Origin of the sequence: Rhodococcus sp. 27YEA6, assembly GCF_044908235.1 — a bacterium.
In the GTDB taxonomy this organism is placed as follows: Bacteria; Actinomycetota; Actinomycetes; order Mycobacteriales; family Mycobacteriaceae; genus Rhodococcus_F; species Rhodococcus_F qingshengii.
This window is the reverse complement of the sequence record NZ_JBIYCY010000002.1, coordinates 647,014-661,606: the sequence shown is the minus strand read 5'-3', so window position 1 is coordinate 661,606 and position 14,593 is coordinate 647,014. Positions and strand designations below refer to the sequence as shown.

Annotated in this window: 13 protein-coding genes; 4 read left to right on the top strand and 9 right to left on the bottom strand. The window is 62.8% G+C overall.

Features of this window, described 5'->3' with window-relative positions; genetic code table 11:
• Window positions 1-9 precede the first annotated feature (9 nt).
• Entirely contained in the window at window positions 10-1,044 is a 1,035-nt protein-coding gene (gene yhjD / locus ABH939_RS09525) for an inner membrane protein YhjD (RefSeq protein WP_050654860.1), read from the top strand.
• On the opposite strand, the gene ABH939_RS09520 is transcribed toward yhjD, so the two are convergent.
• On the bottom strand, window positions 1,041-2,348 hold the full coding sequence (locus ABH939_RS09520; protein ID WP_404649574.1) for a serine hydrolase: 1,308 nt from the start codon (window positions 2,346-2,348) through the stop codon (window positions 1,041-1,043). The genes yhjD and ABH939_RS09520 overlap by 4 nt on opposite strands.
• Window positions 2,349-2,546: 198 nt before the next feature.
• On the opposite strand from ABH939_RS09520, the gene ABH939_RS09515 reads away from it, so the two are divergent.
• Window positions 2,547-3,119, top strand: a complete 573-nt coding sequence (locus tag ABH939_RS09515; RefSeq protein ID WP_003940686.1) for a dihydrofolate reductase family protein — start codon at window positions 2,547-2,549, stop codon at window positions 3,117-3,119.
• 62 nt (window positions 3,120-3,181) lie between these two features.
• On the opposite strand, the gene ABH939_RS09510 is transcribed toward ABH939_RS09515, so the two are convergent.
• Genes ABH939_RS09510 through iolC form a run of 8 tightly spaced genes read right to left on the bottom strand, consistent with a single transcriptional unit; the run spans window position 3,182 to window position 12,384 of the window.
• On the bottom strand, window positions 3,182-4,687 hold the full coding sequence (locus tag ABH939_RS09510) for a CoA-acylating methylmalonate-semialdehyde dehydrogenase (protein WP_003941032.1): 1,506 nt from the start codon (window positions 4,685-4,687) through the stop codon (window positions 3,182-3,184).
• 24 nt (window positions 4,688-4,711) lie between these two features.
• Window positions 4,712-5,596, bottom strand: coding sequence for a sugar phosphate isomerase/epimerase family protein (locus tag ABH939_RS09505; RefSeq protein WP_217018652.1), 885 nt, complete (start codon window positions 5,594-5,596; stop codon window positions 4,712-4,714).
• Between the two features lie 2 nt (window positions 5,597-5,598).
• The gene (locus ABH939_RS09500) at window positions 5,599-6,639 is read right to left on the bottom strand and encodes a Gfo/Idh/MocA family protein (RefSeq protein ID WP_007727372.1); all 1,041 of its coding nucleotides are present in this window, start codon (window positions 6,637-6,639) and stop codon (window positions 5,599-5,601) included.
• Window positions 6,640-6,665: 26 nt separating this feature from the next.
• A complete protein-coding gene (locus ABH939_RS09495; protein WP_007727370.1) occupies window positions 6,666-7,571 on the bottom strand; it encodes a sugar phosphate isomerase/epimerase in 906 nt (301 codons plus the stop codon).
• A 52-nt stretch (window positions 7,572-7,623) separates the two neighbouring features.
• On the bottom strand, window positions 7,624-9,579 hold the full coding sequence (gene iolD, locus ABH939_RS09490) for a 3D-(3,5/4)-trihydroxycyclohexane-1,2-dione acylhydrolase (decyclizing) (RefSeq protein WP_404649573.1): 1,956 nt from the start codon (window positions 9,577-9,579) through the stop codon (window positions 7,624-7,626).
• Window positions 9,580-9,593: 14 nt separating this feature from the next.
• Window positions 9,594-10,466, bottom strand: coding sequence for a 5-deoxy-glucuronate isomerase (gene iolB / locus ABH939_RS09485; protein ID WP_030535075.1), 873 nt, complete (start codon window positions 10,464-10,466; stop codon window positions 9,594-9,596).
• Window positions 10,467-10,487: 21 nt separating this feature from the next.
• Complete coding sequence (locus ABH939_RS09480; RefSeq protein ID WP_021332504.1) at window positions 10,488-11,387, bottom strand: hypothetical protein; 900 nt, start codon at window positions 11,385-11,387, stop codon at window positions 10,488-10,490.
• On the bottom strand, window positions 11,380-12,384 hold the full coding sequence (iolC, locus tag ABH939_RS09475; protein WP_234551610.1) for a 5-dehydro-2-deoxygluconokinase: 1,005 nt from the start codon (window positions 12,382-12,384) through the stop codon (window positions 11,380-11,382). Before iolC ends, ABH939_RS09480 begins: the two co-directional genes overlap by 8 nt.
• Window positions 12,385-12,583: 199 nt before the next feature.
• On the opposite strand from iolC, the gene ABH939_RS09470 reads away from it, so the two are divergent.
• Both ABH939_RS09470 and ABH939_RS09465 read left to right on the top strand, forming a co-directional pair.
• The gene (locus ABH939_RS09470; protein ID WP_003941006.1) at window positions 12,584-13,321 is read left to right on the top strand and encodes a GntR family transcriptional regulator; all 738 of its coding nucleotides are present in this window, start codon (window positions 12,584-12,586) and stop codon (window positions 13,319-13,321) included.
• 106 nt (window positions 13,322-13,427) lie between these two features.
• Complete coding sequence (locus ABH939_RS09465; protein WP_404649572.1) at window positions 13,428-14,576, top strand: Gfo/Idh/MocA family protein; 1,149 nt, start codon at window positions 13,428-13,430, stop codon at window positions 14,574-14,576.
• Window positions 14,577-14,593 lie beyond the last annotated feature (17 nt).

Below are 14,593 nucleotides of genomic sequence, written 5' to 3'. Positions count from 1 at the left end.
GGGACGGCAATGGCTGACACGGACGACGACGCACCGAGCTTCCTCGAGAAGCAACGGGCAGCGCGACCCTGGCTCGATCATCTGGTTCGCGCGGCCGGACGGTTTCAAGAGCAAAAAGGCGACTATTACGCTGCTGGTATCACGTACTTCAGCGTTCTCGCGTTGATTCCGATCATGATGGTCGCGTTTGCAGTGGCCGGTTTCGTATTGGCCGGGCATCCCGAGTACCTGGAGTCGATTCAGGAGCAGATCACCAAGAGCATTCCGGGCAGCTTGGGTGACACCATCAACACGCTGATCGATTCGGCCATCGACTCGCGCGCGAGCGTCGGAATCTTCGGCCTCCTGGGTGCCGCGTACGCGGGTCTCGGTTGGATGGCAAACGTTCGCGACGCGCTGACGGCGATGTGGGAGAGCAAGCGCGAGCCGAAGGGTTTCGTACGTACCAAACTTGGTGACGCGGGGGCCCTCGTCGGTCTGGCTCTCGCCATGGTCGTCTCACTGGGAATGTCGGCGCTGAGCAGTGGGCCGGTTGCGACTCAGATCGTGAAATGGCTCAACCTCGAGAACATCACCGGTGTCGGCGTGGGGCTCAGAGTCATTTCACTGTTGCTCTCACTCCTGGCGACGTGGGCGGTGTTCCTGTGGGTGATCGCCCGGCTGCCGCGCGAGCCTGTCACGCTGCGTAGCGCTGCGCAGGCAGCGCTTATCGCCGCAGTTGTGTTCGAGATCTTCAAGCAGGTGGGTGCGATCTACCTCGCTGCCGTCACCAACGGACCAGCGGGCGTGGCATTCGGTCCGATCATCGGTTTGCTCGTGTTCGTGTTCACGGCGTCACGGATGCTGCTGTTCTGCACGGCGTGGGCGGCGACGACCAAGGAAAGTATGGCCCTGGCGTTCGTTCCGCCGCCGGATCCCGCCGTGATCTCGCCGCGAATCGTTGTCAGTGACGGTGCTTCACCGTCTCGCGTGGCTGCGCTGATCGCCACGGGTGCGGTTGCCGGCCTGGGTCTTTCGGGCTTCATGCGTCGTCGGCCGCGCTAGCGCCTCCGACGGTTGAGGGCAACGGCTCCCGCCACCAGCGCGATCACCACTACTCCGCCGACCGCACCGATGAGTATGCGGTCAGTGGTGTCGGATTCGGCGTCGGTAGCGGTGGGTGCAGCCGAGATCGAGCCTGGTGCAGCGGCAGACGGTGTGCGAGTGACCTCGGGCGAGGCATCGTCGGTGGATCGGTCCGTCAACGAGCCGACGGTTGTGCTCGCGGGGAGTGCATATCCGTAGTCGAGTAGACGGGCAGCTTGTTCCCACGGACGGATCGGCTTGGCTTCGCCGCCCATCAATGTCACCAGTAGTTTCCGGCCGTTACGCTCCGCGCCACCCACATACGTGTGGCGGGCGTCGTCGGTGAAGCCGGTCTTGCCGCCCAATGCGCCGTCGTAGTTGTAGAGCAGCTGATTGTCGTTGGCGAGAGTGAATCCGGGGCGGTCCTGATCGTCGGGAATCGTCGGATCCTTGGGGAAGCCGGGAAATTCGACGGTCTCGGTATGGATCAGACCGGCAAACGTCGGATTCTGCAGGGCGGTATGGAAAATCACGGCCAGGTCGTACGGCGAGCTGCTCATCCCCGGGCCGTCGAGTCCGGATGGAGTTGCCGTGCGAGTGTCGAGGGCGCCGAGTTCGGCCGCGAGCGCGTTCATTTTCGACACGGCTGCAGCGTCACCGCCGAGTTGGCGGGCAAGAGCATGCGCGGCATCGTTTCCCGACGCCATGACCAGACCCTGCATCAGTTGCCGGTTGGTGTACTTGCCGCCCTTGCCGATGCCGACAGCGCTACCTTCAGCGTCCGCGTCTTCGGCCGTTGCGGTGATTTCGGTGTCGAGATCGAGTTCGTCGAGCGCGACAAGAGCCAAGAGCATCTTGATGGTGCTGGCCGGGCGGTAGCGACCGTGCGGATCTTTGGCGGCGAGGACCTCGCCGGTTTCGGCGTCCGCGAGTACCCATCCTGATGCCGCGATGTCGGCCGGGAGCGGGGGAGCGCCGTCAGGGAGCACAACACCGCACTCGCCGAGCTTGTCTCCACCGACGGGGCTTTCCGGAATCGGGACAGCAGTCGGGGCCGTGGATCCGGGCGCGGGTGCTTCGGAGAGATCGATCGCCGGTGCCGGGCTACTCGTGAACGGGCAGCTGTCGGTGTTGGGTGTTGTGAACGGCGCTTCGGTGGTGGTGGGCGGCGGGGCCGGTTGGGCGCCGGCCACTCCCGAGGTCCCTACGACACCGGTAAACGCAATGCTCCCTGAGAGCACTGTTCCGGCTACTGCCACTGCACACTTTCGACGCCACATCATCGATATACGAGGGTATGCGAACGTGAGGGAACGTCCGAATCGCCACGCAAGCAGAGGGATCGAAAACAGGCGATTCGGTTTGTACATCGGTCATAGTGGACGATCGCCGCCGATGAGTTCCACCACCACGCAGAGTCTGTAACAGTGGGGTAGTCGGCTACTCGAATGGCGCACACGCACTGACGACAGGGGATCGGTATGGGCAAGATCGTGGTGACAGAATTCGTGTCCTTGGACATGGTGATGGAAGCTCCCGGTGGCGAACCGGGTTATGCGCACACTGGATGGGTCTTTCCGTACCAGGAGGGCGATCAGATGAAGTTCAAACTCGACGAAACCCTCGCCGCGGACGTCCTTCTGCTCGGGCGGCGGACCTACGAGAGCTTCGCCGGTGCCTGGCCCGAGCGCGAGGACGACCAAGGCTTTGCGGACAAGATGAACGAGATGCCCAAGTACGTCGTCACGAGTTCGACCGAACCGCTCGAATGGAACAACTCGACGGCGCTCGACGGTCCCATCGAGGAATCTGTCCCGAAGCTCAAGGAGCAGATCGACGGCGAGATCCTGGTCGCGGGAAGTCGGACGCTCGTCCACGCGTTGTTGCTGGCCGGTCTGGTCGACGAGCTTCGTCTGATGGTCTTCCCGGTCATTCTCGGGTCCGGCGGGAGAGTGTTCCCCGAATCGGCCGACAAGATCGTCCTCGAGTTGAAGGACGATCGTCGGTACGAATCCGGAGTTCAAGTACTGACGTACCACCCCACGGTCACGTAGACCTCTCGAAAACATCTGTGGCCGAGACTCTTCGAGAGTCTCGGCCACAGATGTCTTGCCGGCTAACTGTTCTCGGGGAATCCGAGGTTGATTCCGCCGTGGCTGGGGTCGAGCCAGCGACTGGTGACGGCTTTACCTCGCGTGAAGAAATGAACACCTTCTGTCCCGTGAGCGTGGGTGTCACCGAAGAGGCTGTTCTTCCAGCCGCCGAAGCTGTAGTAGGCCATGGGAACCGGGATGGGGACGTTGATGCCGATCATTCCGACCTCCACCTCGTTCTGGAAGCGTCGGGCAGCGCCGCCGTCGTTGGTGAAGATGGCGGTGCCGTTTCCGTACGGGTTGTTGTTGATCAGTTCGAGGGCTTGGTCGTAGGTATCGACACGCACGACGGACAGGACAGGTCCGAAGATTTCGTCGGTGTAGATCGACATGTCGGTGGTGACGTGGTCGATGAGGGTGGGCCCGAGCCAGAAGCCGTCCGGTCCACCATCGGCCTGAACTGTGCGTCCGTCGACCACGATCGTGGCACCGTCCTTCTCGCCGGCATCGACATAGGACGCGACTTTGTCGCGATGGGCCTTGGTGACGAGCGGACCCATGTCGGAGTTCTTGGTGCCGTCACCGGTGACGAGGGGAGTGGTGCGTTCGACGATCTTGGCAACCAGTTCGTCGGCGATGTCGCCGACTGCGACCAGGGCGGAGATCGCCATGCATCGTTCGCCCGCGGAGCCGAATCCCGCGTTGACCATTGCGTCGGCGGCGAGGTCGAGGTCGGCGTCCGGCAGAACGATGGCGTGGTTCTTGGCGCCGCCGAGTGCTTGCACGCGTTTGCCGTTGGCGGTGCCGGTGGCATAGACGTACTGGGCGATGGGGGTGGATCCGACAAACGAAATCGCTTTGACTGCTTTGTTTTCCAGAAGTTCGTCGACGGCGAGCTTGTCACCTTGGAGGACGTTGAAGACACCAGGAGGCAGACCGGCTTCGGCCCAGAGTTCGGCGAGCCAGATCGCGGCGGTGGGGTCCTTCTCCGAGGGCTTGAGAATCACGGTGTTCCCGGCGGCAATGGCGACCGGGAAGAACCACATCGGGACCATCGCGGGAAAGTTGAAGGGCGAGATGATGCCGACGGGGCCGAGGGGTTGGCGGATGGAGTAGACGTCGACCTTGGTCGATGCATTCTCGGTGTATCCGCCCTTGAGGAGATGCGGTATTCCGCAAGCGAATTCGACAACTTCCTGCCCGCGGCTGATTTCGCCGAGGGCGTCGGAGAGAACCTTGCCGTGCTCGGCTGTGATGATCTCGGCGAGTTCACCTTTGCGAGCATTGAGGAGTTCGCGGAAGCTGAACAGTACCTGTGTGCGCCGGGCCAGTGAGGTGTCACGCCAGGCGGGGAAGGCCGCCGCAGCCGCGTCGATGACAGCGCGGGCGTCCTCGAGGTTCGCCAGGGCCAGTCGGCCGGTGATCTGTCCGGTGGCGGGGTTGGTGACGGTGGCGGTGTCCTCGGACGTTCCGGCGAACGGCTTGCCGTCCAGCCAGTGCGCGATGACGCGAGTATCAGTGCTGGTCATGGTATTTCCTAGTGGTCTGGTGACTCAGGAGTTCGGGGAGGTGTACTTGGCGACGTAGTCGTTCATCGTCTCGCGCTGGTACCGGGAAACCTCGTGCGCGTTTTCGTTCTCGGCGAAGACGCTCGACACCATCACGGTGTTCTCACGTTCGTAGAAGCCGAGTTTGCCGAGACCGCCGAAGAATTCGTCCCAGTTGACGTCTCCGTCACCGATTTTGAGATGCTGATGCACTCGAACGGCATTGCCTGGCGGGTTGGTGATGTAGCGCAGTCCGTGGGAACGGTGATGATCCATGGTGTCCGCCACGTGAACGAGTCGGACCATGTCGCCGGCGGCCTCCATGATGGCGGGAAGGTCCCCACCCATGTGGAATTGGTGGCACGCCACGATCACCATGCCGAGGTTCTTGGAGTTCACACCACGGATCGTGCGGATCGCGGCTAGTCCGTCTTCGACAAAATCGTCCGGGTGGGGGTCGATCAGGACGTCGATTCCCTCGCGTTCGATGATCGGAACCAGTTCCTCCATCGAACGATAGAACGCACGCTCGGACTCTTCGGCCTTTTCGGGGCGGCCGGAGAATTCGGTGTTCATGACGTTGACACCGAGATCGACCGTGATCTGGATGGCCCGCTTCCAGTAGCGCACGGCTGCTTCGCGAGCGTCCTCGTCCGGGCCGGACCACCGAAGGACCGGGAGCACCGACGCGATGCCGACTCCCGCACTCGCGCAGGCCTTCCGGAACTCGGTGACGAGCGCGTCGTCGGCTTTCGGGTGATTGAAGAACGGGATCATGTCGACGTGCGGTGTGAGCTGCAGGTACTCGTACCCGAGATCGGCAACAACTCGGGGTAGCTCGAGTAGTGAGTAATCGTGATGGAAAGGTGTGGGGTCGAGTGCGACCTTCATCGCTAAGCTCCGGCCACAGAGTCGCGCGCAACCATGTCCACGACGACGCGCTGACCCGTCTCCAGAGACTTCACACCGGCGGCGCAGACAGCGGCCGCGGCGTACCCGTCCCAGGCACCTGGTCCGTCGATGTAGTTGCCGGTGCCGGCGCCCGTCTTCACTGCCTTGATCCACCGGGCGAACTCGGTGTCGTAGGCCTGCCCGAAGCGTTCGCGGAATCCTGGGGTGATCTGCCCACCCCAGTTGCCGGGCTTGGTCTTTCGGATCAGTCCCACGTCGAGTCCGATCATCGCGCTTCCGAGTTCGCCGACAACTTCGGTGCGCACCTCGTAGGCAACTCCGGTGGTGACAAACACCTCGGCGTCGACGTGTCTACCGGACTCGGTCTCGAATATCGCGATCTGTGGGTCTTGAATGCCCTCGGGAGCAAGCGAATTCGCGGCCGGTCGGATGATCTGCACCGAGGTGATCTCTTCGTCGAGCAGGAATCGTGTCACGTCGACCTCGTGGACGAGTGAGTCCTTGACGATCATCGCGCTGTCGAAGCCGTTCGGAACCGCAGGATTGCGGTGAGCGCAGTGCACAACGAGAGGGCGACCGAGATCGCCGCTGTCGATCAAATCCTTGAGCTGGGTGTATTCGTGGTCGAACCGGCGCATGAAACCAACCTGGATCAGTCTTTTTCCCAGCGCTGCTTCGGCTTTGACGATCGTGAGCGAACTGTCCGCGTCGGTGGTCAGCGGCTTTTCGCAGAGAACAGGCTTGCCCGCTTCGAGGCAGGCAAGAACCTGCTTCTCATGGGTCGGGCCCGGGGTTGCGAGAACAACGGCGTCGACGTCCTCGGCTGCGATGGCATCGAACGGATCGACGACGACGCGCGCCCCTGGCGTCAGTGCTGCGATTTCCTCGGCGCGGGCGAGAGAGTAGTCGTTGACGACGGTGACGCGGGCACCGCCGATTTTGTTGGTGATGCGGTCGACGTGATCGGCCCCCATGATGCCGACGCCGAGCACTGCGATCCGGAGATCCTGGTTGTCAGACATGCGGTGGTACTCCTCGATTGTGTTGCTCAGTTGAAACGGACGGCGGGGACGCCACAGGTGGACAGGTATTTCTGAGTGCGCGCTGCGATGGGCAGCGGTGTGTCGGGATGGCAGGGATACATGTCCTGCTCGACGATCGCGAACACGTCGATGCCGAGCTTCTCGATGGCCTCCAGAAGCGGCGGCATGTCGGGGATTCCGCGCGGCGGTTCGATCATGGCACCGAGTTTGACGGCCTCACCGAACGGCAGGTCCTCCGCCTCAACCTTGGCGACTATCGCCGGATCCACCTGTTTGAGGTGTAGGTACCCGATGCGCTCCGGATGTTTGTTGATAATTGCGAGATTGTCGCCGCCGCAGTAGCTGATGTGGCCGGTGTCGAGACACAGATTCACGAAACGCTCGTCGGTCCCTTCGAGGAACTTGTAGACGTTGTCTTCGATGTCGACGTGACTGTCGGCATGAGGATGGTACTGCGCCATGACGCCGTACTCCTCGAGCATTGCCTTCCCGAGAGCGTTCATGCCGTCGGTTTTCTTACGCCACTGCTCGGGCGTCAGATTGCGGTCTTCGAGTACCGCTCCGGTGGAAGGGTCGCGCCACATCTCAGGGATGACCACCACGTGCTTGCCGCCGACGGCTGCGGTCAACTTGGCGACGTCCTTGATCTGATTCCAGACGGCATCCCAGGAATCGTCCTGGTGCAGGTGTTCGAAAACGGTACCGGCCGAAAGCTTCAGGCCGCGGGCGCCGAGTTCGTCCGTCAACTTGGCTGGATCGGTCGGAAGGTATCCGAACGGGCCGAGTTCGATCCATTCGTATCCCGACGCGGATACCTCGTCGAGGAATCGTGTGTAAGGGGTCTGCTGTGGATCGTCCGGAAACCACACGCCCCAGGAGTCGGGGGCTGATCCGACGCGAATCGCGCTCATGTCTAGATTCCTTTCGCGGGCAAGCTTTATGGGGTGTGGTTGTGCGGAATTTTCATTCGGATGGACGGAGGTACGGTCGCTGGATCTTCTTCCAGGACTCGTACGTTGTCCGTGCTTTCTTGGTGGACTCCAGTTCGGAGGTGGCCGATACCGGTACATCCCACCAGGATTCGCTGTCCGGGGCGCCGATCAGCGGATCGGTTTCGACGTGGATGACGGTGCTGGTGTCGCTTGCTTTGGCAACCTTGATCGCGTCGGCGAACTCTGCAGCGGTGTTGGCGCGGATGACGTCGACACCGAGGCTGGCGGCGTTCGCGGCCAGATCGACCGGGAGAACCCCTCCGTCGAGACGTCCGTCATTCGAGCGGTAGCGGTACTGCGTGCCGAAGCGCTGGGAACCCAGCGACTCGGACAGTGAACCGATGGAGGCAAATCCGTGATTCTGCACCAGGACGACGATGACCTTGAGGCGTTCCTGTACGGCGGTGACCAATTCGGTGGCCATCATCAGATAGGAACCGTCGCCGACCATCACGAACACGTCGCGATCGGGGCACGCCATGCGGACGCCTAGACCGCCGGCAACTTCGTATCCCATGCACGAGTACCCGTATTCGACGTGATACCCCTTGGAATCACGGGTTCGCCACAGCTTGTGGAGGTCACCCGGCATGGACCCGGCAGCGCACACCACGACGTCACGTGGATCGGACAGCGTGTTGACCAGGCCGATCACCTGATTCTGATTCAGTGACCCGTCGGCAGCGGATTCGGCTGGGTTGTAGACGGATTCGACGATCGCATCCCAATCGCGAGCGAGGTCACCGATCCTGGACGCATATTCGTCGTCCACCCAGTAGTCGTTCAGTGCAAGTGCCAGCGCGTCGAGTGCCTCACGTGCGTCGGCGACAACGCTGACTCCGCCCTGCTTCACGGAGTCCAGTGATGCGACGTTGATGTTGACGAAGCGAACGTCGGGATTGGTGAACGCGGTGCGGGACGCGCTCGTGAAATCGCTGTACCGCGTACCGATTCCGATGACGACGTCAGCCTCGGTGGCCAGTGCGTTTGCAGCCGTAGTGCCGGTGGACCCCACCGCCCCGACGGATTGTGGATGGTCGTAGACCAATGAACCCTTGCCGGCCTGGCTCTGCCCCACGGGGATTCCGGTCTGCGCGCAGAACGCTGCCAGAGAGTCGGTGGCCTGGCTGTAGATCACGCCGCCGCCGGCGACGATCAGTGGCTTGCGAGCCGAGCGGATGATCGCGGCGGCGCGTTCGATCACCGATCGTTCGGGCAGCGGGCGGGCCACGTGCCACACCCGTTCGGCGAAGAAGGACTCGGGCCAGTCGAAAGCCTCGGCCTGCACGTCCTGCGGGATGGCGATGGTGACCGCGCCGGTCTCGACGGGATCAGTGAGAACGCGCATCCCGGCGAGCAGAGCGCTCGGCAACTGCTCCGGGCGCCATACCCGATCGAAGTATCGTGAGACGGGTTTGAAAGCGTCGTTGACTGTGACGTCGCCGCTCGACGGGAGTTCGAGTTCCTGTAAGACGGGGGCACTGGCGCGGGTCGCGAAAGTGTCTGCGGGAAGGAGTAATACAGGTAGACGGTTGATGGTGGCCAGTGCCGCGCCGGTGATCATATTGGTGGCACCGGGGCCTACGCTGGACGAGACCGCCCACGTCTGCAGGCGGTCCTTCATGCGGGCGTGCGCGACAGCCGAGTGCACCATCGCCTGTTCATTGCGGCCGAGCACGTAGGGGAGTGTCGGCTCACGGCCGGCGTCGAGATCCTGGATCTCGGCCTGCAAGAGTGCCTGCCCCAACCCGGCGACGTTCCCGTGCCCGAAGATTCCGAAGCAGCCGGCAAACAGCTTGGTGCGCTGGCCGTCGCGTTCGGTGTACTGGTTGGCGAGGAAGCGGACGACAGCTTGAGAAACGGTGAGGTATACGGTCGGCTCGTCGCGAGGTGGACGATTGCCGGTTGCGTTGTTGGTGGGTGCCACAGCTTTCACTTCCGTCAGTTGTGGGACTGCAACGGCAGTCGAGGGTCGATGTCCTGGTGATCCCAGCTTCCACGTAGCCAGGTGTGTTGCGGATCGTCACAGATGTTCCACGCCCGGATCTCGCCCGAACCTGCCATGACATTGAGGTAGTACATGTGGTGGCCCGGCGCTGCGATGGACGGGCCGTGATAGCCGTGCGGCACGAGAACGACGTCGCCCGAGCGGACTTCCTCGAGCACTTCGATAGGTCTCTCGGCGGTTCCGTACACGCGGTGGTAGCCGAAACCTTCGGTCCCGGTGGGGCTTCTGTCGATCTCGAAGTAGTAGATCTCTTCCAGGGCCGATTCGACGTCGCTGTTCTCGTCGTGTTTGTGGCTGGGATACGACGACCAGTTCCCGCCGGGGGTGATGACCTCACACGCGATGATGGAGTCGGCCTCGAAGGTGTCTGCGGTGGCGAAGTTGTGAACCTGTCGGCTGCAGTTCCCGGCACCGCGGAGCTCGACCGCAACTCCTGATGCGGGACCGTATCGATGGGGGAGCTTTGCGCCGGCGCGTGCTCCGCACAGAGCGAAGCGGCCCCCGTCAGCGCTGCTGACCGAGTAGTCGGCGTCGCGTCCTACGTACGCGAAATCGCTCGGGCCGTCGAAAACCGATGCGCGGCCAGTGAGGGGAATCTCCGTCCCCTCGGCAACAACCACGGCCGAACCCGCCAGTGGAACGACGATGATCTCGTTATCGCCGGACTGCAGGTGGACGTCAGCGCCAGGGGCGAGTTCGAGTGTCCACAAGCTGGATTCGGTCCACCCGGCGGACTCCGGCGTGACCACTGTCGTGAAATCACCGTCGGCGGACGATCCGGCGGGGACGTAGTACTTGCTGAACATCTTGCTCCTGCCAGGTCGCTTCTAGTGGACGAGCTTGACTGCGGTGTCGACGGCCGCGGTGACGTCGCCGTCGGGTGGGTAGAGCAGCGCGCGTCCGACGATCAGTCCGCGCACGGACGGCAGCTGAAGTGCAGCGTCCCACTTTGCGTACGTTTCTTCCGGCGCGATCTGCGGATCGCCGCCCAACAGGAGCGTCGGGAGGGTGGTCGCATCCATGACGCGTTCCATCTCGTCGACGACCGGCAGTTTCATCCACGTGTACGCCGAGGTGGAGCCGAGACCTTGGGAGATGTGGATGGATTTGATGACGGCGTCAGGGCTGAGATCGTTGACCACCTTGCCGTTTACGCGACTGGAGAGAAACGGCTCGAGCATCGCGATCAGTCCGGCCGCGGCCAGTTCGTCCACGGCTTCGGCACATGCCGTCATGGTGGGCAGTGTGCCCGCGTCGTCGAGTGCGATGCGTAGCAGCATCTTTCCGCCGTTCATTCCGAACTTCGCGGTGCCCGCCGCGGTGTATCCCGTCATGCGGTCGTCGAGTTCGAAGCTTGCGCCTGCCAGGCCGCCGCGGTTCATCGACGAGAAGACGACCTTGTCGTCGAGGGCGCCGAGGAGGAGCAGATCGTCGAGAATGTCCGCGGTGCCGAGAACGCCGTCGACTCCGGGGTTGTCGAGCGCAGTGCGTAATCTGTCGAGCAGATCTGTACGACTGTTCATCGCTGTCGGCTTGCCACCGACAGACAGTGCCCCACGGGCCGGGTGATCGGCAGCGACGATCATCAGTCGACCATTGCCTCGAACAGTGGCGCGAGGAGTTCGCGCTGCCCAGGCCTTTTCGATGATCTGCGGATCGCTCGCACGCAGTTCCGTCACTTCGGCGTAGGTGGTGGCGAGGGGGCGGGCGGCGAGCTTGTCAGACATTGACTGCCTCCGTGGCTGTGGCTTCGGCGAGATCGTGGACTTCTTCGGCGGTCGGCATCGCAGTGGAGCATTCGAGCCGAGCTGCGACTATCGCGCCGGCCGCGTTGGCGTACCGCAGTACCTTCTCCAGCGGCCACCCGGCCAACAGTCCGTGGCACAGTGATCCGCCGAAGCTGTCGCCTGCTCCCAGCCCGTTGACCACGTCGACGGCGTTGGGCGGCACGGTGATCGACTGCTTTCGCGTTTTGCCGAGTACGCCCTTCGGGCCCTGCTTCACGATGGCCAGTTCGACGCCGAGGTCGAGAAGCGCGTCGGCGGCCTTGTTCGGATTGGTCTCACCGACCGCGATCTCGCACTCTTCGCGGTTTCCGACGGCTACTGTCACGTGCGCCAGAGCGCGCTGCACCTGAGTGGTTGCTTCCTGGGGCGTCGACCAGAACATCGGGCGGTAGTCCAGATCGAGGACCGTCAGCGGGCGTCGTTCGCGGGCTTCCCAGGCCGCGAAGTGTGCACTGCGACTCGGTTCTTCGGACAGCCCCGTCACAGTCGACCAGTAGAGGGACGCTGTTCGAACGGCGTCGAGGTCGATGTCTTCCGGGGTGATCCGAAGATCGGGCGCATGCGGCTTGCGGTAGAAGTACAGCGGAAAGTCGTCAGGAGGGAAGATCTCGCAGAACGTCACCGGTGTCGGGTACTCGGAATTGGTGACGACAAACCTGTTGTCGACGCCCAGACGTGCCAACTCGCGTGTGACGAACTTCCCGAAAGGATCGCTGCCTACGCCGGAGATCAGTGCTGCTCGCCGGCCGAGGCGTGCAGCCGCCACCGAGACATTGGCTGCGCTGCCGCCGAGGAACTTGCCGAACGTCTCGACGTCCTCGAGTCCGACACCGGTCTGAAGTGGGTAGATGTCCACACCCGATCGGCCGATGGCAAGCACGTCGAAGGGTGCGTCAGGGATGTGTGACCCGCTCTGGTGAGTGTTGATGCTTGTCAAAACTGACTCCCGAGAGTTCGTGGTGGGTTGCCCACGCAGGGCACCGATGTATGACTGAAACTGTGCGCCGCGACACAGCGATTGTCAATAGTTTGTCTGGACATTATGACTTGCGGTCAAGTGAATGTTAGTGTTCGCATACACTGCCGAGAGAAGTAGCGTCGATACGGCGCCTTCCCAAGACAGATCGGAGTTGGCCGTGGTCGCAGCACTCGCCGTCGAGTTGGACCGCTCGAGCCCGGTGCCGCTGTATTTTCAGCTGGCACAGGCAATCGAGGGCGCTATTCTCGGTGGCGAACTTGCCCCAGGTGATCGCTTCGAGAACGAACTGGCGTTGGCCAAACGGCTCAATCTCTCACGTCCGACCACTCGACGCGCGATCCAGGAACTGGTGGACAAGGGACTACTTGTTCGTAAGCGGGGAGTCGGAACACAGGTGGTGCAAAGTCCGGTGCACCGCCCGGTCGAGCTCACCAGCCTGTTCGACGACCTTGCGAGGGCCGGCCAGGCGCCGACGACCAAGCTGCTCGAGTTCACGGTGGGAGTTCCCGCCGAGGACGTTGCCGCGGAACTCAACCTCGAACCTGACGCCGAAGTGGCCACCATCAGGCGTCTGCGAAGCACCAACGGCGAACCGCTTGCCGTGATGACCAATTACATTCCGGTGGACATCGCACCCGATCCCGAGGAGTTGGAGACGCAGGGGCTGTACCAAACCTTGCGAACTCGCGGCGTTCACATCCGTGTCGCGCGGCAGCGAATCGGCGCTCGGGCGGCGACTCGCGAAGAAGCAGGATTGCTCGACGAGAAAGTGGGTGCTGCCCTCTTGACCATGAGCCGCACTGCATTTGACGATTCAGGTAGCGCCGTCGAGTACGGCAGCCACTGCTACCGAGCGTCGCGTTACTACTTCGACACCACCGTGGTCGACCGCTAGATCTCGATCCCGGTGACACGAGTACCCGCCTGACCGAGTCAGTGGGGGTGATTTGTGATCCCAGCATTTCTGCGATCCTTCGATCATTTGACCCGAACGGAGCCTCATGACAGGCATTTCAGTAGCAGTTGCCGGATTCGGATGGATGGGCCGCGTCCACACGCAGGCGTATCTGCGTCTGCGGCAGCACTATCCGCAGCTTCCCGTGATCCGCCTGGCCGCCGTCGCCGACGAGGTGCCTGGCAGAGGGGAGGAAGCAGCGGACCAGTTCGGTTTCGAAGCTTTCACCCAGGATTGGCGCGATATCGCAGCCGATCCGGCCATCGACGCGGTGAGCATCACGGCCCCGAACTTCTTGCACCGTGAAATCGGCGTCGCAATGGCAGAGGCCGGCAAACACATCTGGATCGAGAAGCCCGTCGGCTTGTCCACGGAAGACGCCAAAGCTGTTGCCGTAGCAGTCTCGAAGGCCGGTGTGCAGTCGACCGTCGGCTTCAACTACCGAAACGCGCCGGCTGTGGCCCTGGCAAAGAGCCTGATCGACTCAGGGGAGTTGGGCACGATCACGCACTCGCGTTTTCGTTTCCTCAGCGACTATGCGGCCCACCCTGAAGGTGCTTTGAGTTGGCGATACGAGCGTGAGCGCGGCGGCGCCGGCGTCCTGGGCGATTTGGCTTCGCACGGCATCGATCTGATTCGTTATCTTCTCGGTGACGTCGACGCTCTCGTTGCGGATACTGCGATCTTCATCCCGGAGCGTGCGCGTCCGTCCGCCGCTACCAGTGGACATGCGCGGGCCAGCGGTGGGGAGATGGGGGCTGTCGAGAACGAAGACTTCGTCAGCGCACTGCTGCGCCTCGGGTCGGGTGGCCGGTGCACCCTCGAAGCATGCCGCGTCGCCGTGGGAGAGCAGAACAATTACGGATTCGAGATTCACGGCACGAAAGGTGCCGTGTTCTGGGACTACCGGCGGATGGGTGAACTGGGCACCAGCCTCGGCTCGAAGTACCAGGACCAATCCGTCACGACGGTTCTGGTCGGCCCCGAGTCCGGTGAGTTCGGCCGCTTCCAGCCTGGCGCGGCCAACGCGATGGGCTACGACGACCTGAAAGTGATCGAGGCTCGCAATTTCATCGCCTCGATCGTGGACGGAGCGCCGCAGGGCGCGACCATCGCTGATGCAGTCGCGTCCGCACAGGCTCTGGACGCGATGGTCGCCTCGGTGACCTCCGGCAGCTGGATTTCTCTCGGCTGATCGACAGCTCCTCCGAA